The sequence below is a fragment of the Rhizobium rhizoryzae genome (assembly GCF_011046895.1).
GTDB lineage: Bacteria > Pseudomonadota > Alphaproteobacteria > Rhizobiales > Rhizobiaceae > Neorhizobium > Neorhizobium rhizoryzae.
On the sequence record NZ_CP049249.1, the window covers coordinates 574,585 to 593,418 of the forward strand.

The following is an 18,834-nucleotide window of genomic DNA, read 5'->3' on the forward strand; positions in this document are numbered from 1 at the left end:
CATGCAGATCAATCTCATCCCCGGCGGCTTCAGCATCAGCCTGAATGGTCTCGAAATCCTGCGGCACACGGCGGCTTCCCCTGCCCTCTTTGTCGGCCACGGCGAAGAGCGGATGGATATGTATCGCGGCAATTTCGAAATTGACGACTACGTGGTTGAGCGTACACCGCTTGCCCATGCCGTCGTCACCGGAGAGCGGATCGAGTTTTCCGCTGCCGAGGGTCTTCCCGCCCGCTTCGTGATGACGGTTTCTGGCGATCATCTCGCAACCGAAGCCTTGGATCCCACCATCAATCGCGTATGGCTGCGCGTTGCTGCCGAAAAGGACGAACATGTCTGGGGTGGTGGCGAGCAGATGTCGTATTTCGACATGCGCGGCCGCAAGTTCCCGCTCTGGACCTCCGAACCCGGCGTAGGTCGCGACAAATCGACCGAAATTACCTTCAAGGCGGATGTAACCGGCAAGTCCGGCGGTGACTACTACAACACCAATTATCCGCAACCGACCTATATCTCTTCGCGCAAATACGCGCTGCATGTGGAAACGACCGCCTATTCTGTCTTTGATTTCCGTCGTGACGGCTTCCACGAGATTGAGATCTGGGCCGTGCCCGAGCGTCTCGAATTCTTCTCGGGTTCGAGCTTCATCGATCTGGTCGGCCAGCTCTCCAACCGTTTTGGTCGCCAGCCCACACTGCCGGATTGGGTCTATGGCGGTGCTATCCTCGGGCTGAAGGATGGCGAGAACTCCTTTGCTCGCATGGAGAAAATGCGCGAAGCGGGCGTGAAGGTCTCCGGTCTCTGGTGCGAGGATTGGGTTGGTCTTCGTCATACCTCCTTTGGCGCTCGTCTCTTCTGGGATTGGCAGGCTAACGAGGCGCGTTACCCCAGCCTGCGCCAGAAGATTGCCGAACTCAACGATAGCGGCGTTCGCTTCCTTGGCTACGTGAACCCCTATCTTTGCGTTGATGGCCCGCTGTTTCCGGTCGCTGATGCCAAGGGCTACTTTGCCAAGGATGACCAAGGCAAGACGGCGCTCGTGGATTTCGGCGAGTTCGATTGTGGCGTGGTAGACTTCACCAATCCTGACGCTGCCGACTGGTTTGCCGAAGAGGTGATCGGCAAGAACATGCTAGATTTCGGCCTCTCTGGCTGGATGGCCGACTTCGGCGAATACCTGCCAATCGATGTGAAGCTTTCAAACAGTGTCGATGCCAAGCTTATGCACAATGCCTGGCCGACGCTGTGGGCGGAAGTGAACGCGAAAGCAGTGGCAAGCCGTGGCAAGACGGGCGAGGCACTGTTCTTCATGCGCGCAGGGTTTACCGGCGTTCAGGCCCACTGCCCGCTTTTGTGGGGTGGCGATCAGTCTGTTGATTTCACCCGCCATGACGGCTTGGTCACGGTCATCTGCGGCGCGCTTTCGTCCGGGCTGCTAGGAAACGCCTATCATCATTCGGATATCGGCGGTTACACCAGCCTTTTTGGCAATGTTCGTACGCCGGAATTGATCATGCGCTGGGCGGAGATGGCTGCCTTTACGCCTGTCATGCGCAGCCATGAGGGCAACCGCCCGAAGGATAACCTGCAGATCGATCAGGATGCCGAAGTCCTTGCGCATTTCGCCCGGATGACATCGATCTACGTGCATCTTGCGCCCTACCTCAGGGAACTTTCCGATGAGGCGGCCAGCACGGGCCTTCCGGTCCAGCGTCCATTATTCCTGCATCACGAGAATGACCGCAACACCTACGCCATTCAGGATGCGTATCTGTACGGGCGTGATCTGCTGGTTGCCCCGGTCTGGCAGGCAGGTCAGGCAGAGCGTGAAGTCTATCTCCCACAAGGCGAAACCTGGGTTCACGTTTGGAGTGGTGCGGCTCACACCGGTGGCGAGACAGTCACCGTGCCTGCTCCGCTCGGTCAGCCGCCCGTCTTCTACCGGCAAGGTGCTGCGCGCGAAACGCTGTTCCAATCGATCAAGGCAGCCTGACTATGGACCCGCTCAGTCTGGCGGGTCTGCTCGCCATTGCCTTTGTTGCAGCCTACACACAAACGCTGACAGGCTTTGCGCTCGGGCTGATCATGATGGGCGGGGTGGGTCTTACCGGCATCATACCCTTAACGGATGCGGCGGTACTGGTCAGCATTCTGGTGGTGGTGAACGCGCTTCAGGTGCTTCTGAAAGGCTGGCGCGATATCGCCTTCCGCCAGTTCTTTCCTGCGCTCGCAACAAGCGTCCTGTTTCTGGGAGCGGGCTATTGGCTTCTGACACTGATGGCTTCCAACTCCCTGGAAGGGCTCAAGATTCTTTTAGGCACGGTCATCATCGTCTCAAGTATTCAGCTGTCGCTGAAGCCGGAACCGCTCATAAAAATGTCGTCGCCGCTGTCATTCGCAGGTTTCGGCGCCATCGCCGGGGTCATGGGCGGCATGTTTTCAACCTCAGGGCCGCCGCTGATCTATCACTTCTACCGTCAACCGCTGAAGCCCGGGACAATACGAGAGACGCTGGTCGCCATCTTTGCAACCAATGCCCTGCTGAGACTTGGCATCGTCACCGCGAGTGGCCAGATGCCGCGCGCCTCGTTCTGGTGGAGCCTCTGCGCTATCCCGGTCGTCATGCTGGCCACGTGGCTGGCGCGAAAACATCCGCCACCATTATCGCCTGTGGCGATGCGAAAGCTCGCCTTCCTTCTCCTGTTCCTCTCAGGCGTTTCGCTGGCACTGCCGCCAGTCATCCATATGCTGTGACTGCTGCTGTTTTGGGCACCAATGCGCAGCAAAAAGAGGCTTCTGCATTGCTTCCAATATGCTACCAAACCTCCAAGCCAATTGTTTTGACACGATGAACATGGAAATCGACGCATGACTGATTTCATTCTCGCAATCGATCAGGGAACTACCTCAACGCGATCGATCCTGTTTGATCGATCGTACAAGGCGGCTGGCGTCGGACAGATGGAGTTTACGCAGCATTTTCCCCAGTCGGGCTGGGTGGAGCACGAGGCTGAGGATCTCTGGACTACGACGCTGGAAACTGCGCGCACTGCCATTTCCAAGGCTGGCATTTCGTCCGAACAGATTGCGGCGATTGGCATTACCAATCAGCGTGAGACGGCTCTCGTCTGGGACAAGCGCACGGGCAAAGCGATCCATAAAGCCATCGTTTGGCAGGATCGACGGACTGCGGGCCATTGCGCGAGGCTAAGGGACGAAGGTCACGCCGATCTGGTGGCGGAACGCACCGGGTTGCTGATCGATCCCTATTTCTCCGCCACCAAAATCGCCTGGTTGCTCGACAATGTCTCCGGCGCACGTGAAGCAGCGGAAGCCGGACATCTGGCCTTTGGAACAGTCGATAGCTGGCTTGTCTACAAACTGACGGGCGGCAGACGGCATGTGATTGATGTGACGAATGCATCCCGGACAATGCTGTGCAACATCGGCAACGCGACATGGGACGACGATCTGCTGAAGCTGTTCAACATTCCGAGCTCGATGTTGCCGGAAATTCTCTCGAACATTGACGAGTTCGGCACAACGGACCCTGCCCTGTTCGGGTCGCCGATCGCCATTCGCGGTGTGGCGGGTGATCAACAGGCCGCAGTGATCGGTCAGGCCTGCTTCAGGCCGGGCATGATGAAATCCACCTATGGCACTGGTTGCTTTGCACTGTTGAACACGGGCACTGATCGCGTCGCATCGAAGAACCGACTGCTGACGACGATTGCCTACCGTCTTGATGGCGACATTCACTATGCGCTGGAAGGCTCGATCTTCATCGCTGGCGCTGCCGTACAATGGTTGCGCGACGGGTTGAAGATGATCGGCGAAGCATCCGAAACGGCTGAACTGGCAGCAAAGGCCGATCCCGGCCAGCGGGTCTATCTCGTCCCGGCCTTCACCGGAATGGGGGCGCCGTGGTGGGATGCGGAGGCGCGCGGTGCCATGTTTGGTATGACACGCAATACCGGGCCTGCGGAATTTGCCCGTGCCGCGCTCGAATCCGTTTGTTTCCAGACCCGCGACCTTCTGGGTGCCATGCGCAAGGATTGGCCGGGTCAGGCAGATACTCTTCTTCGCGTCGATGGTGGCATGTCTGCGAACGACTGGACGATGCAGCGCCTAGCCGACATTCTGGGTGTTGCTGTGGATCGCTCAACCTCGACCGAAGTAACGGCATTGGGTGCTGCCTGGCTTGCGGGCCATGGTGCAGGCATCTGGCCCGATCAACAGGGCTTTGCCGCCGAATGGCACCGTGACCGCCAATTCACTCCTGCAATGGATGCGTCGAACCGTGACGAATTGCTTGCAGGCTGGGATTCGGCCGTGCGCTGCACTCTAGGGTTCGGGAAATAGCAGTAGCGACTCCCTCCTCTGATATATAAGCTGCACGCAAGTTACGAAATTCGTGATTGCATCGCAGCTTATCGAGGAGGGGCTCATGTATCGCCCGAACGTTCTCAAACAGAGATTACTGGCCGGCGAGGCAGCTTATGGCTGCTGGGTTGCTGGCGGCACCCCAACAGAATGCGAGGTTCTTGGCCATGTCGGCTTCGATTTCATTCTGGCCGACTTCGAACATGGCATAGGGGATACCCGCGACATCGTGGACTCGCTGCGGGCTCTGGAAACGACACCTTCGCCGGCGATGGTGCGTGTGGGTTGGAACGATCATGTTCTGCTGAAGCGTGTTCTTGACGGTGGCGTTCAGTCGGTGATGATCCCCTCCGTGGACACTGTTGAGGCCGCTGAACAGGCCATCCGCGCCTGCTACTACCCACCAGCTGGAATTCGCGGTTATGCCGCCTCAATCGTTCGCGCTTCGACCTATGGCATGGAGCCGGACTATATCCACAAAGCCAATGATAACATGCTGATTGCCATTCAGCTCGAGTCAGTCACGGCGATCGAAAATGCCGCGGGCATCGCCGCTCTTGAAGGCGCCGACATCGTGTTCATCGGCATCAACGATCTGGCGGGCAATATGGGTTTGCTTGGCCAAACGGAGCATCCCGAGGTACAGGCTTTGGCCCGGCAGGCCGAAAAGGCGATACTGGACGCGGGAAAAGTTTTAGGCACGGTGCCAAACGGCGGCGCATCTGTGAACGATCTTCTGGATCGGGGTTATCGCTTCATCGTAGGGCCGCACAACATAGCCCTGCTTCGCGATGCGGCAGCCAGTGCACTCGGCGAATATCAAAGCCTGAAGCAAGCGCGCGAACGCGGCGAGAAGCCCTCCGTCGAAATGAAGGGCAAATCCTATTGATAAACAGTCGCCCGCTCTCCTCGAGCGGGCGACCTCAGCCGATCAGGCAGCTCGTTTACGCCGGTCCTGCTGGACCGTATTCCCAGCATTGATCTGGAAGCGATCTACGAGATTTGCCAGATGTTCGGCACTTTGCGCGAGCGTTGCACTGATCGAGGAGCTTTCCTCCACCATCGACGTGTTCTGCTGCGTCATCTGGTCGATCGATCCGATCGCGGCCTGTATTTCGTTCAAGCCCAGAGACTGTTCGCGGGAAGCCGTGGCGATGGTCTCGACCCGTTCATCGATTGCCGCCACGAACTGGCTGATTTTCTCCAAGGCATGCCCAGTGTCCTCCACCATCGATACGCCTTCTTCGACAGCACGAGTTGAATTGTCGATGAGGTTGGAAATCTCCTTTGCGGCCTTGGCAGACCGCTGTGCGAGTTCACGCACTTCTTGCGCAACCACGGCAAAGCCCTTACCGGCGTCACCGGCTCGTGCGGCTTCAACGCCTGCATTCAAGGCAAGCAGGTTGGTTTGAAACGCGATCTGGTCAATGACGTCGATGATATTGCCGATCTCAGCCGACATGCCCTCGATCCGCTTCATCGCCGCGACAGCGTTCTGCACCACCTGACCGGACGTATCGGTGCAGGTCTTTGCTTCCCTCACCAGATTTCTGGTTTCGATGACGTTTTCGACCGATGAGGAAACCGTGGCAGTAATTTGAGCGAGCGCAGCCGATGTTTCCTCCACCGACGCGGCCTGCTGTTCTGTTCTGCGCGAAAGGTTATCGGCAGCCTCACGCATCTCTTGAGAGGAAGCCAAGACCTGGGTGGTACTGGACATCACCTGTTCAAGTGTTGTTTGAAATGCAGCTATGGAGTTATTGAAATCATTCCGCAGGACTTCGAATTGCGCGACGAACGGCTCGTCGATCGTCATGCGGACATTGAAATCCGCCAGTCGTGCCAGGCCTGCGCCAAGATTATCGACAACCGACTTGAGATTACGGGCCTCCTCGAGCTGAACAATATCCCGCGACAACCTTTCTTCCTCACGGATCTTCCGGGCGCGGTCAGCTTCCGCCTGAAGCTCCATCCGCTCAACGCCATTTTGCTTGAATACTTCCACCGAGCGGGCAAGTTCGCCAATCTCGTCCTTGCGACCAACGTGGGGAATGTCCAGATCCAGCTGCCCATCCGCCACACGAAGCGTTCGTTCGGTGATCCGTCCGAGAGGACGTACAACCCACAGCAGAACGAAGGCAATGGTCAGGCCGCTCATGAAGAGTGCAAAGCCACTGTTAAGCGCCATCATGAGCAACAGCGACTGCTCATTGTCCCGCATGGACTGGACATTTTCAACAAGCTGCGCGTCGCGTTTCGCTTTCAGATTGCTGATTGCCTTTGTTGACGCGTCCATCTCCTTCTGCAGCGCATCGGACGCTTCGTCGAACTCGGGCATCATCTTGTTGCCAAGCTCAGGCCCGCCATCGACATAGGCCTGTGTCATCTTGCGTCCCAGCGCGTAGAAAGCCTCAAACCGTGGCAGAAGAAGTTCTACACTTGAACGAACCTCGGGCAGCTTTGCATCCGAGGCTAGTTTAGCAACATCTGCAACTCTGCGTCTGAGTTCGTCCGCGGACTTGGCCGCCAGATCTGCGCCATCGTCAAGTCCGTCCATCCCTCTCGTTGCCGAGAGATCCGTCAGCGACTCCTGGACGTGGAGCACATCGAGTTCTATGCCTCGCTGGAGCTCGATAAGGGTTTCCAGAATGCTGCCAGCCTTGTTCTGAGACACGGTCAGTTCGCTGACCTCTGTCACCGTGTTCCGCGCGAAGTTGCCAAAGGCGAGTTGCGCACCGAAGTTGACGAGCGCAGCAGTGAGTATCAGCGCCGGAATTGCGATCCGGAGCCGTTGCAATTTTTCAAACAAGATGTCCCCCCGGACCAAAAACTGAGCAACTGCTCCTAGAATTAGCTTTTGGTCCTTAACAGGACGTGAAGAACTGAGATGGGAAATGGAACGCGCAGATACTACTGTATGCTAATTGACATCTATCAATAACGCTGTGTCGGGCGATCCAATACTTTTCGTCCCATGAGGCTTGCTGTTAGATCGACAAGCATGGTTGCGGTGCGACCACGTTCGTCGAGAAACGGATTGAGCTCCACCAGATCGAGGCTAGTCACCAGTTCGCTGTCGTGGAGCATTTCCATGAGGAGATGCGCCTCTCGAAAGGTGGCCCCGCCCGGAACGGTGGTCCCAACGGCAGGACCGATGGAGGGGTCAAGGAAGTCAACGTCGAGGCTGACGTGCAGCATGCCGTGTGCTGCAGAAACGCGCTTCAGAAACTCGCGAAGAAGGAAAGCAACGCCATTCTCGTCTATGGCCCGCATATCGTGCACCAGCACGTCGGTTTGCTGAATGGCACGCCGTTCCGCCGTATCGACGCTTCGAATTCCGATCATGCAGACATTTGCAGCGTCGACTTTTTGTTCAAGTTTCGGAAAATATGGTTCGAACCCCGGTTGACCTGTGAAATAGGCGACGGGAACACCGTGCAGGTTACCGCTATTCGTTGTCTCAAGCGTATGAAAATCGGTATGAGCATCCAACCACAGAACAAAGAAGGGCCTCCCCTCCTCTGCGGCACGTCGCGCCATACCGGAAACGCTTCCGGCAGACAGTGCATGGTCTCCGCCCAGGAAAATCGGCATCGCATCGCGGCTTTCACGGTAGGCTGCTTCAGCGATGACTTCGGTCCACGCAACAATCTCCGCCAGATCATGGATCTTTTCATTCGGATGATCCCGATGCGTCTGTTCCGGGATTGCGAGATTGCCACAATCGGAAACCTGATGGCCCAGATCCATCAGCGCCTGCCGAAGACCCGCGGTCCTCAGCGCGCTGGGTCCCATCTCACAACCGAGTTGTGAAGCACCGCTTTGAAGTGGGATGCCGATGAGTTTGCAGAGCATGAAGCTATTCCTTTCGATTTGGCCCGCAGACAATCACAGGAGACTGCGCATTGAAACTGCAAAAGCTGCACATCTCGCTGCTCGGCTTATGCAAACTGCCAGAACCAAATCACGGAATTCCTATCGTGCGTTTTCATCCTGACATAGAAGCAGAGATGGCAGAACCCAACATGCGCTTTATGAGATCGACAAGATCATGGCAGAGCCTTATCACACACAGATGAGCACGAAGATCGAAGACACGCTGGCGGTAAGAATCAGCAAGGTACTGGCTGAACGCATCATTTCCGGCGAAATTCCTGCTGGCGCCAAGCTGCGCCAAGACCATATTGCAGCCGAATTCGGGGCGAGCCACGTGCCTGTCCGCGAAGCGTTCCGTCGCCTCGAAGCGCAAGGTCTTGCTGCAAGCGAGCCGCGGCGCGGTGTTCGAGTGGCTTCCTTCCAGCTGTCACATGTGAAGGAAGTCGCAGAAATGCGTGCGGCCCTTGAAGTCCTGGCTTTGAGGCACTCGGCGCCGCATCTGACGCCTGCAATCTTGAATGCCGCGGAAGAGGCTATTCGCGCTGGCGATGTTTCCAAGGACGTTCGGAGCTGGGAGGAGGCGAACCGTCTTTTTCACCGAACCATTCTGGCACCATGCGGCATGCCGCGATTGCTCGCGACGATCGATGATCTTCATGCCGCCAGCGCCCGCTTTCTGTTTGCGGCATGGCAATCCAATTGGGAAACCCAGACCGACCACGACCACACGGCAATCCTCTCCGCCCTTCGCCAGGGAAACGTTGACGGCGCATGCTCGATACTCAGCCGCCATGTTCAATGGATCGGTCAACGGCCGACTTTGGCAGGCAATGGCACGGTGCGAAATGCATTTGCAATCATAGGCTAGGAAAGCTTGCCTCCAGGACATTCACGCGGATGTCGCAACGAGACACGCTGCTATGTTCACTGAACGGTATCCTTGGGGCTAAGGCCGCCAGGATCAAGAGAACACATCTTTATGGACCTCAGACAAGACTTTACGGATAGTAACCTGTTGCCACCGCGCCTGATCGACAATTGGTCCATCGAAGTACTTCCGCGCACAGCAGCCAAAGTTCCATCGTTCCTCGATCTCCTACCGACCGGGACTCAAATCTTCCTGGCGCATGTGGATGGCACTCCCCTCCCGAGCCTGGTGGAGACAGCACGCCGCCTGCGCAATGAAGGATTTTCCGTTACGCCGCATTTGCCCGCCAGATCTTTCACTGGACGGCAGGAACTGGAGGATCTTCTTCACCGATACAGGAATGAGGCCGATATAACCCACGCGCTTCTGCTCGCCGGTGGCGCAACATCTGCCCGTGGTGACCTGCTCAGCTCATTCGACCTGATCGAAACGGGTCTTTTTGACAAACTCGGCTTCAAACAGTTGCATATTGCGGGCCACCCGGAAGGTAATCGGGATATAGACCCGGATGGGTCGACGCGTCACGTCGACGCTGCTCTTCTGCGCAAATGCGAATTCGCAAAGCGCACGGATGCCCGTGTTGTCATCACGACCCAGTTTCTGTTCGAGAGCCATTCACTGCTGGATTGGGCAAGACGTATCGAAACCCTTGGTATCGACCTGCCAATTCATGTCGGTCTGGCCGGCCCGGCAAAGCTGCAAACCCTCATCAGATATGCGATGACCTGCGGGGTTGGCCCCTCGATAAAGGTACTTCAGAAGCGGGCCCTCAATTTGAGCAGGCTCCTCTTGCCTTATGAGCCTACAGAAATGGCGCAAACACTTGAGGCCTTCAAATCCGCAAACCCGAGCAGCCGGATTGAGCGCTTTCACATGTTCCCGCTGGGTGGGATCGAACCTGCCGTGCACTGGTGTCGTCAGCAGATGAAGGCCTGACAATCAGGCTGCATTCCTTTGCGCTTTGAGCAAGTTGCGTTCGAACAGCAGAACAATGACTAGCGAAGCCGCGAATGGAATGAGCAGGTAAAGAAGCCGGAAAACGATGAGAGCGGCCAGAACATCCGATGCCGGGACCTCCGGCAGGCTGTTAACAAACAGCAACTCAAGAACACCCAGTCCTCCCGGCGCACTCGATATCAGCGCTGCTGAAAAAGACAGGAGAAACAGGCCGAGAATCGTCAAATAGCCCGGGTTCCCGATGTGCGGAAGGGCGAAATAGATGATCGCCGCAGCGCCGAGCAATTCAAGCGGGCCTATGATCAATTGCAGCATCACGATCCGCAGATTCGGATATTCGATCTTGAGTGGTCCGATCTTGAAGGGCTTTAGCTGCCGCCAACTGCCATAGACGTAGGCGATCACAAGCAGAAGAAGAAATGCGCCAACGCCGCGCGCCAGCTGCGGCGATGTGTGATCAAAAAAACGGATTGCAATCGTCGGATCAAGGATCAGCACGATCCCCGTCAGAATCACCGTCCCAAGCGCAAACGTAAATGAGCAGAACGCTATGAGCTGGCCTATTTCAAGCCCGGTCAGCCCTTTGGAAGAATATGCGCGATACCTGATCAGCGATCCGGAGAGAACTGATGCACCGAGGTTATGAGATAAGGCGTAGGTCGTAAATGAGGTGAGAGTTATGAAAAGCCTGCCGACACGCCGCCCAAGATAGCGCAGGGCGAGTGCATCGTAACCTGCCAACGCCGCATAGGCCACGAGCGCCCCGAGAACTGACAGCGTCCAATGCATAGGTGAGATCGCGGCAAGACTATCTCCGACATCCTCAAGCGAAAGGCCTCTGACTTCGCGATAAAGCAACCAGGCAGAAACGGCCACCACGCAAACGCCTAACACTGACCAACCATATTTCTTGAAAATCGCTTGGTCCCTCCCGACCGATATTTTCATTTAGGCGCGACTGTCCAACATAATCCCTGATATTTCGTGAGCAAGACGCTATCGTGCGAAAATATAAAATGAATTGCATCAAATTGCCCAATGGTCGTTGGTGAAGATCGTTAGTGCGAAATCGACCCAACTTGCATTCCCGTTGCGCATGGTGCATTCGTGCCAGAATTGTAAACAGTTGATCGCCAATCAGCTGACCCCGCCCGACTTGGCTCCCCGTTCGTTCAAGCATGTCGTACGGTGCCGAGCAGTCGACGGGCCATCTGACAGTATCAGAAGGTCTAGAAATGCCGCGAATACCAGCGGAAACAGTTGAACGCCTGAAGGCGCTCGCCGATGCGGGCAATCCCTCTCAGCGTGTCGAAAGCATTCAGTTGGGTAACGACATCTTCTGGGTCAAGCGACCGGAGAAACTGTCGCTGGTCTGGCGATTGCGTAAAGGAGATCCACTCAAGGCGCTTGCACGCGAAGTCGATGGCTACCGGGCACTCAACGAACGCGGCTTGGCAGCGCCGCAGCTGGTTGCGGCAGATACCGGATACTTCATCACTCGCAATGGAGGAACCTCTCTCGTTGCACTCCTGCATGATCCGAAAACCTCTGATGAAGAACGGTCGCAAGCACTTTGCGCGGCGGCAACAGCGCTGCATCAACTCCATGCGGCGGGGATGGCGCACGGTCGTCCAAATCTCAAAGACATTCTCTGGGATGGAAGCAATATCTGCTTCATTGATTTTGAGCTCTTCGGTGTCATTCGCAACATGCGGATGGCGCAGGTTTCAGATCTCCTGATTTTCGCTTTGAGCTGCTATGCAACATCCAGAATGAACGTTGCCGATATCAATAAAGCCTTGGCCCATTACAAAGCTGGCGATCAGCGTGGAATCTGGCGTGGTGCCATGCGGTGGATACGCCATGGTCGTGCTCTAGACTGGTTGATGCGTCCGCTTCTGCGGGGCAACAGGCGGGTTCGAGACTTGCGCGCCCTCTCAGCCCTCATTCAGAACATGATCCTGATTGATCAAACGACAGGCTAAAGCATGCCCGGCGCGTTCATTTCGCAGTTTCGCGAAATAGTCTTGCTGGTGGTCGTTCAAACGTTTGCTTGCCAGACTTGAAGCCCAGGAGAGGCTGCGCGATCGCGCCAAAGGCTTCCAGCCGGTTGGTCGCATCCAGAACAACCAGATCTGCGGCGTTGCCGACCATCACACCGTAATCCGACAGGCCCATCAACCGTGCAGCGCTGTGCGTGATGAGAGAGAGACAAGCGTCAAAGTCATCGGGCGAGAGATGCATGCAGTTCGCATAGAGGTTGGCCATGCGCAACAAGGAGCAATCACCGAACGGTGTAAACGGATTCAGCACATTGTTTGTCGCGATAGAGCACGTAATGCCCTGCTCTGCCAAAAGATGAACGGGCGCAATGCCCCGTGGTGAAAGACTGCCAATGTCCCGCCCATTGAGGTACAGATCTGTCGACGGCAAAGCCGTGACCACGACGCCGCTCGCCTTCAGTCGCGCCACATGTGCTGTGAAGGATGGCTCGGTCATGGCCGCCAGCTTTGTCGCGTGACCCACTGCAACCCTGTTGTGCCATCCGGCTTGATCGGTCAATCGGCAGACCTCATCCAGCAGGCTGCCGGAAGGATCCAGATCAAAATCGAGATGAAGATCCAGATCGACGTCGAAATCCCTTGCTGTCTTGAACAACCAGTTCAGTTGCTCGTAGGGCGCGGTGTCGGTGTAGGGACAACCGCCCAGAAGATCGGCACCATTCGATAATGCCTCAAGTAAGAGCTCCGAAGCTCCGGGATCATTGGTCAAACCTTCCTGCGGAAATACACAGATCTGAAGATCAAGACATGATCTATATTCGCTTTTCAGTTGCTTGATTGCATTGAAGCTTCGCAGGCCTGCGCGTGGATCGACCTCGGTGTGGGCCCGCATATGCATCGTGCCCTGCAGGATTGCCTGCTCCACCACGCGCCGTCCTCTTTCATAAACGTCATCCGCTGTGAATTCCGCCTTCAATTGTGAAACAGCGGCGATGGCACCTTTCAATCCACCCGAGGTATGCTGGCACCTGCAGAGCAGGCAAGCCTTGTCCAGATGGATATGGGAATCGACGAAACCCGGCAGGACCACGCGCCCGCCAAGATCGATCTCCACGGCACCCGCTGCCGGCAGGTCAGCCCCAATGCTTGCGATGCGACCGTCCGAAATTGCAATATCTTCAGGCGTCTCTTTGTCGAGGAGCGCGCCACGCAGGATCAAGTCACAGGTGAACAGGCTCATCGGTCTTTTCACTCTTGTTGCGATGCATACAATTAATATGCAATCATATTAGCCTTCGTTACACAATGGTGGACCATGAACGATCAGGCTACGCTCGCTCTGCAATGCGTCGAGAATTATCTTGCTGCCTCCATGGCAGCCGATCCGGTGAAGGCTGCATATTACACGGCGCCAGACTTCATTTGCAGGTTCACGGGCAATCGCGAATTCCGAACGACTTCAGGTCCAACCGAATTCAATGCAGCCCGCTACAAATGGGTCAAAAAGAGAATTCTGCGTACTGACGTCATCGCAGGCAATGGCGAGACGATCGTCTACAGCCTTGGCTATCTTTACGGCGAATGGCCTGACGGCACCCCTTTCGACCACAATCGCTATGTGGATCGGTTTGTCGTGCGCGATGGGCTGATCGTAGAAACAGATGTATGGAACGACAGCGCGGAATGGATCCTCGATCCATCCTGCCGTCGCGAGCCATGAGTGCTTCGGATGCCAGTTGCCTCTACGTATCAGAGACCTCAGCCAGGAATGGTGACATCCCCCCACCCACTCGCCACGGAGGCCGGAGCGGAGGTCATCAAGGCTGGAGGAACCGCGATCGAAGCTGCGATCGCAATCGGATCTGTTCTGACGGTGGTCACTCCCCATTTCTGCGGACTGGGTGGTGACGCTGTCTGGCTTGTGGCAGATCAGCACGGGAAAAGTCATTGCTTCCTCGGTATCGGACAAGCCGGAGAGGCTACATCAGCGATCCGAAATCAACCGATTCCCCTCCGTGGTCCTGCCTCGATGCTGACAACAGCTTGCGTTGTCGATAGCTGGGATCATGCCCTGACGTTTTCGCGCGAAAACTGGTTTGGCACGAGATCTCTTCCTGCACTTCTCGAGCGTGCGATGGACTTGGCAGCCAATGGATACGAGCCCAGCAAATCACAGGATTTCTGGCTCGATTTCCGGGCTGGCGAAACGACGAACTGGCACGGATTTTCGCAGTATTTCGATCACCGCAACACAACGGGCCTTTTTAAACAGCCAGGGCTCGCAGATAGCTTTGCCGCACTTATGGCGGAAGGTGCACGCAGTTTCTACGAAGGCAAACTCTCAAAAAGGATCGTCGAAGGTTTGAAGGCCGCCGGATCATGCCTTACCGCAGCGGATCTTGCCCGGACCCGTACCCGTGACGTCTCTCCTATGACGCTGGATTATCGGGGCACCATCCTCGTTGCCCCTCCTCCACCGACACAGGGGATGACGACGCTGGCGATCATGGGAATTCTCAACCATATGCGTCTGGCATCTGCTCCGAGTGGATCTGCCGAGCGGTATCATCTTCTTGTCGAGGCCGTGAAACGCGCTTTCATGGACCGAGCGCATGTTTCAGATCCCGCGAGCATGAGCTGGCATCCGAAGGATCTCTTGGCGACCGAACGACTGAGGGCGGCTGCCGACACAATCGATCCCCATCAGGCGCTGGTTTGGCCGCATGAACATCAACACGGTGACACAGTATTTTTCTCAGTAGTAGATAGACAGGGCCGGTGCGCAAGTGTTCTGCAGAGTACCTACTTCGATTGGGGAAGCGGCGTTGTCGTCGGTGACACCGGTATTCTCTGGCAAAACAGGGGTGCTGCGTTCACGACACAACCTGGCCATCCAAACTGTATTGCGCCGGGCAAACTTCCTTTCTACACGCTCAATCCGGGTCTCGCACTGCGGGACGGACGACCGTTCCTCACCTACGGAACGCAAGGCGCAGATGGGCAACCACAAACACTTGCCGTTCTCCTGACCGCCCTGCTCGATGATAAGCTCACGCCAGCGGAAGCACTGGAGAAGCCGCGGTTCCTTTTGGGCAAAACCTTCTCTGACGCCCGGGATAGCCTCAAGGTCGAGGGCATGATGAGCGATGAATGTCTGGAGCAACTTGCCGGTCGTGGACATGACCTGGCGCGGCTCGCAGCATTCTCGCCAATCTTTGGACAGGCCGGCGCCCTTCTCTTCGATACAGATCGAACACCGAGTGCCGCCCATGATCCACGCGGCGAGGGATGCGCATGGATCGAATAAACGATTTCCCGTCTCTCTGAGGTTGGACCTGAAGCAGGTCGGGTGACCCCGTTTCCACCGGATACTCTAAAACGATAGGTTATTAGACAAGTTCAATCGCCATCGCCGTTGCCTCACCACCACCAATGCAAAGCGATGCAATTCCGCGGCGCAAGCCATTTGATCGCAGAGCGTTGAGAAGTGTGACCAGAACGCGGGCACCAGAAGCACCTATCGGATGCCCCAATGCGCAGGCGCCTCCATAAATATTGACCTTGTCATGGGACAGATCCAAAGCTCGCATTGTTGCCATCGTTACGACTGCGAAGGCTTCATTGATTTCATACAGGTCGACTTGCCCCGGCTGCCAATCAAGGACATCACACAGTTTGCGGATCGCGCCAATGGGCGCTGTTGGAAAATCGGCAGGTGCGCCGGCATAGGTGGCATGACCCACAATTCGAGCAAGAGGAGCAAGCTGATGGCGTTCGGCCGCACGCATACTTGTGAGAACAACCGCAGCAGCCCCATCCGATATCGAGGACGCATTCGCAGCCGTTATCGTTCCTCCTTCGCGAAAAGCAGGTCGGAGAGACGGGATCTTGTCTGGTCGCGCCAGTGAAGGCTGTTCATCAACGGAAACGGATCGTGTAGCCCGGTTGTTCTCAACCTCAACGGGGCAGACTTCAGCGATGAACGATCCATTGGCGATTGCCGCCTGAGCCCGGCTTAGCGACGATAACGCAAACTCGTCCTGGGCCTGCCGCGAAAAGCTGTGGGCCTGGGCGCAGTCTTCCGCGAAACTACCCATCAGGCGGCCTTGTTCGTAGGCGTCCTCGAGACCGTCCAAAAACATATGGTCCAGAACACTCTCATGTCCCATGCGCAGACCAGTCCGAGCCTTCTTCAGGAGGTAGGGTGCATTGCTCATACTCTCCATGCCGCCTGCGACAACGACTGCGGCGCTGCCCGCCCGGATCAGATCGCTACCCAGCATGACAGCTTTCATGCCGGAACCACACATCTTATTGATGGTCGTGGCCCCTGCCGATAAGGGGAGCCCAGCCCTGATGGCCGCCTGCCGCGCGGGTGCCTGTCCCTGCCCGGCTGAGAGTACGCACCCCATCAGCACCTCATCCACCAATTCCGGATTGAGCCCCGAGCGATCCACCGCGGCGCGAATTGCCGCCGCTCCCAGGTCGCTGGCCGAAAGAGACGACAAACTGCATTGGAACGCTCCCATTGGCGTGCGTGCGGCTGCCGCGATTACAACCGAGTGATCGATCGTCATGACTGACTCCTCACCGTGGCGCCATGCGAAGAGCACCGTCCAGACGGATAACTTCGCCGTTCAACATGGGATTTTCGATGATATGACTGACCAACATTGCGTATTCCTCCGGTTTACCGAGGCGCTTTGGGAATGGCACGGATGCACCAAGCGCGTCCTGAACCTCCTGTGACATCCCTGCCATCATTGGCGTCTCGAAAATGCCAGGCGCTATCGTCACGACCCTGATGCCGTGTTGGGCCAACTCTCTCGCTGCCGGCAGAGTGAGCGCCGCAACCCCACCTTTGGAAGCGGCGTAGGCAGCCTGACCGATTTGACCGTCATAAGCAGCAATCGAAGCCGTGTTGATAATCACGCCCCGCTGCCCCTCCGGGCCAGGAGTGTTTTCGACCATGGCCTCCGCACAAAGCCTGAGCAGATTGAAACTGCCAACAAGGTTGATCATCAGGGTGCGTGTAAATCTTTCCAGATCATGAGGACCTGACCGGCCGACGATCTTCTCCCCTGGAGCCACTCCAGCGCAATTGACCAGCCCGTCGATGCTGCCGAACCTCTTCACAGCGGCGGCAATCGCATCCTTGACCTGACTTTCGGATATCACATCTGCCTCGAATGTGGCTGCACGAGATCCGATCTCCTTTTCGGCGAAGCTCAGCTTCTGGCCATCGAGATCCAACAGGACGACGTTGGCGCCCTGTGCGGCCAGATGTCGAGCGGTCGCCAAACCGAGTCCGGAACCTGCTCCAGAGATTACATAGGTGCGGTCAGCAGTCATTTGCTCCTCCAAACGAAACCAGATGATGAAATGATGATCCAGTTGTGGCAATCAATGACCAAATCACGCAAAAACGATGTCAAAAATTACCATGACCCAGCATAGGAACTCGCTCATATCGCCATGTTTCGTGGAAGAGGCGCTCAAGCCACTGCTTAGTCGCGGGATTGATCCCGCCCCTCTCCTCAACTCGTGCGGCATCGATGCTACCTTGCAAGAGCCGGTGACAATCCGCAGTTATGGCAAACTTTGGCGGCGAATAGCCGACGTTCTGGATGATGAATTTTTCTGTCTCGGCGCACGACAGATGCCACGGGGCAGCTTTGAATTGCTGTGCCACAGCGTGATCACCAGCCTGACGCTTGAAGAGGCTCTCGTACGTGGCCTGAAATTTCTGTCCATTGTTCTGCATCAACCCAGCGCCCGGCTTCAGGTGGCGAAAGGGCAGGCTATCCTTCAGGTTGTTCAAGAGGTAACGACTGCAAGCGCCTTCACTTACAGAACATTCTGGCTCATCATTCTGGGTGTCTGTTGCTGGCTGATCGCCAAACGCATTCCACTCCTGAAAGTCGAGTTTGCGTGCGAGGCACCGAGAGATATGCCAGATTATTCTGTTTTCTTCGGATGCCAGGTCGAGTACGGCGCCAAAAATACCGCGGTATACTTTGACATAAATCTTTTGACTTTGCCCAACATACGTCGGCCTGCGGATGTGCCCAAATTCCTTCAGATGGCACCTGCAAACCTTTTGATCCGCTATCGTCACGACCAGACATTCACCGATCTTGTTCGCACCATTCTTGAGGTCTCCTCACCGGCGGAATGGCCGAGGTTCGATAGGCTTGCAACCACTGTCGGAACCGCGCCGTCAATCTTGAGACGAAAGCTTAAAAGCGAGGGAACCAGTTACTCCAAAATCAAGGACAGCATGAGAATGAAGCTTTCTCGAGATATACTGGAAACCGGCGATATGACGATTTCAGAACTCGCATTTCACATGGGATACTCGGAACCTAGCGCTTTCTACCGCGCCTTCAAGAAAGCTAATGGTACGAGTCCGCGCAGTCGGAGATAGATGATGCAAGAGAATTGTACTGCCGTAATCATTGGCCCGCGCAGAAGACGAGCCGCGCGACGCGTCCAAAGGACCAACCGATCCGCCCCGTCCTTGATTATCAAATATGGCCTTCTCGTCAATTCTCCTTTGTAGAACCGCCAAGATGAAGACGAGTGTCAGTGTTCTGGTGGAAAGCCAATGAACCGACGTCGCACAGTAACGACAAACATTTTTATCAAAAAAGGGGGCAGCTAGCCCCCTTCTCGTTAGTTTTAAAG

Annotated in this window: 16 protein-coding genes; 10 read left to right on the top strand and 6 right to left on the bottom strand. The window is 56.2% G+C overall.

Annotated features, from left to right (window positions below; all coding sequences use genetic code 11):
- The first annotated feature begins 1 nt into the window (after position 1).
- The 4 genes from G6N80_RS03435 to G6N80_RS03450 all read left to right on the top strand — a co-directional run bounded on the left by G6N80_RS03435 (position 2) and on the right by G6N80_RS03450 (position 5,272).
- Positions 2-1,993, top strand: a complete 1,992-nt coding sequence (locus tag G6N80_RS03435) for an alpha-glucosidase (protein WP_165131275.1) — start codon at positions 2-4, stop codon at positions 1,991-1,993.
- Between the two features lie 2 nt (positions 1,994-1,995).
- Positions 1,996-2,754 carry a sulfite exporter TauE/SafE family protein gene (locus tag G6N80_RS03440; RefSeq protein ID WP_165131277.1) on the top strand — a complete coding sequence of 253 codons (759 nt, stop codon included), beginning with the start codon at positions 1,996-1,998 and terminating at the stop codon, positions 2,752-2,754.
- Between the two features lie 114 nt (positions 2,755-2,868).
- Complete coding sequence (gene glpK, locus G6N80_RS03445) at positions 2,869-4,362, top strand: glycerol kinase GlpK (RefSeq protein WP_165131279.1); 1,494 nt, start codon at positions 2,869-2,871, stop codon at positions 4,360-4,362.
- A gap of 85 nt (positions 4,363-4,447) precedes the next feature.
- Positions 4,448-5,272 carry an HpcH/HpaI aldolase family protein gene (locus tag G6N80_RS03450; RefSeq protein WP_062556511.1) on the top strand — a complete coding sequence of 275 codons (825 nt, stop codon included), beginning with the start codon at positions 4,448-4,450 and terminating at the stop codon, positions 5,270-5,272.
- Positions 5,273-5,314: 42 nt separating this feature from the next.
- On the opposite strand, the gene G6N80_RS03455 is transcribed toward G6N80_RS03450, so the two are convergent.
- Positions 5,315-7,192 carry a methyl-accepting chemotaxis protein gene (locus G6N80_RS03455; RefSeq protein ID WP_165131281.1) on the bottom strand — a complete coding sequence of 626 codons (1,878 nt, stop codon included), beginning with the start codon at positions 7,190-7,192 and terminating at the stop codon, positions 5,315-5,317.
- A gap of 125 nt (positions 7,193-7,317) precedes the next feature.
- Positions 7,318-8,238 carry an arginase gene (gene rocF / locus G6N80_RS03460; protein ID WP_165131283.1) on the bottom strand — a complete coding sequence of 307 codons (921 nt, stop codon included), beginning with the start codon at positions 8,236-8,238 and terminating at the stop codon, positions 7,318-7,320.
- A 220-nt stretch (positions 8,239-8,458) separates the two neighbouring features.
- Here rocF and G6N80_RS03465 point away from each other — a divergent pair, with 220 nt between their 5' ends.
- Positions 8,459-9,127 carry a GntR family transcriptional regulator gene (locus tag G6N80_RS03465; protein ID WP_062556892.1) on the top strand — a complete coding sequence of 223 codons (669 nt, stop codon included), beginning with the start codon at positions 8,459-8,461 and terminating at the stop codon, positions 9,125-9,127.
- 111 nt (positions 9,128-9,238) lie between these two features.
- The gene (locus tag G6N80_RS03470) at positions 9,239-10,123 is read left to right on the top strand and encodes a methylenetetrahydrofolate reductase (protein WP_165131285.1); all 885 of its coding nucleotides are present in this window, start codon (positions 9,239-9,241) and stop codon (positions 10,121-10,123) included.
- Between the two features lie 3 nt (positions 10,124-10,126).
- Here G6N80_RS03470 and G6N80_RS03475 read toward each other — a convergent pair whose 3' ends face one another.
- Positions 10,127-11,092 (bottom strand): lysylphosphatidylglycerol synthase transmembrane domain-containing protein, encoded by a 966-nt coding sequence (locus G6N80_RS03475; RefSeq protein ID WP_165131287.1) that lies wholly within the window; start codon positions 11,090-11,092, stop codon positions 10,127-10,129.
- A 287-nt stretch (positions 11,093-11,379) separates the two neighbouring features.
- On the opposite strand from G6N80_RS03475, the gene G6N80_RS03480 reads away from it, so the two are divergent.
- Complete coding sequence (locus G6N80_RS03480) at positions 11,380-12,129, top strand: lipopolysaccharide kinase InaA family protein (RefSeq protein ID WP_165131290.1); 750 nt, start codon at positions 11,380-11,382, stop codon at positions 12,127-12,129.
- Between the two features lie 16 nt (positions 12,130-12,145).
- On the opposite strand, the gene G6N80_RS03485 is transcribed toward G6N80_RS03480, so the two are convergent.
- Entirely contained in the window at positions 12,146-13,387 is a 1,242-nt protein-coding gene (locus tag G6N80_RS03485) for an amidohydrolase family protein (RefSeq protein ID WP_165131292.1), read from the bottom strand.
- 75 nt (positions 13,388-13,462) lie between these two features.
- Between G6N80_RS03485 and G6N80_RS03490 the strand changes: the two genes are divergently transcribed.
- On the top strand, positions 13,463-13,867 hold the full coding sequence (locus G6N80_RS03490) for a nuclear transport factor 2-like protein (protein WP_165131294.1): 405 nt from the start codon (positions 13,463-13,465) through the stop codon (positions 13,865-13,867).
- A 48-nt stretch (positions 13,868-13,915) separates the two neighbouring features.
- Entirely contained in the window at positions 13,916-15,454 is a 1,539-nt protein-coding gene (locus G6N80_RS03495) for a gamma-glutamyltransferase family protein (RefSeq protein WP_165131296.1), read from the top strand.
- Positions 15,455-15,536: 82 nt separating this feature from the next.
- Here the strand turns inward: G6N80_RS03495 and G6N80_RS03500 are convergent, their stop codons facing one another.
- Both G6N80_RS03500 and G6N80_RS03505 read right to left on the bottom strand, forming a co-directional pair.
- Positions 15,537-16,724: an acetyl-CoA C-acyltransferase gene (locus tag G6N80_RS03500; RefSeq protein WP_165131298.1), complete on the bottom strand. Its 1,188-nt coding sequence runs from the start codon at positions 16,722-16,724 to the stop codon at positions 15,537-15,539.
- Positions 16,725-16,734: 10 nt separating this feature from the next.
- Positions 16,735-17,499, bottom strand: a complete 765-nt coding sequence (locus G6N80_RS03505; RefSeq protein ID WP_165131300.1) for a 3-hydroxyacyl-CoA dehydrogenase — start codon at positions 17,497-17,499, stop codon at positions 16,735-16,737.
- 76 nt (positions 17,500-17,575) lie between these two features.
- Between G6N80_RS03505 and G6N80_RS03510 the strand changes: the two genes are divergently transcribed.
- Positions 17,576-18,574, top strand: a complete 999-nt coding sequence (locus G6N80_RS03510; protein ID WP_165131302.1) for an AraC family transcriptional regulator — start codon at positions 17,576-17,578, stop codon at positions 18,572-18,574.
- The last annotated feature ends 260 nt before the right edge of the window (positions 18,575-18,834 follow it).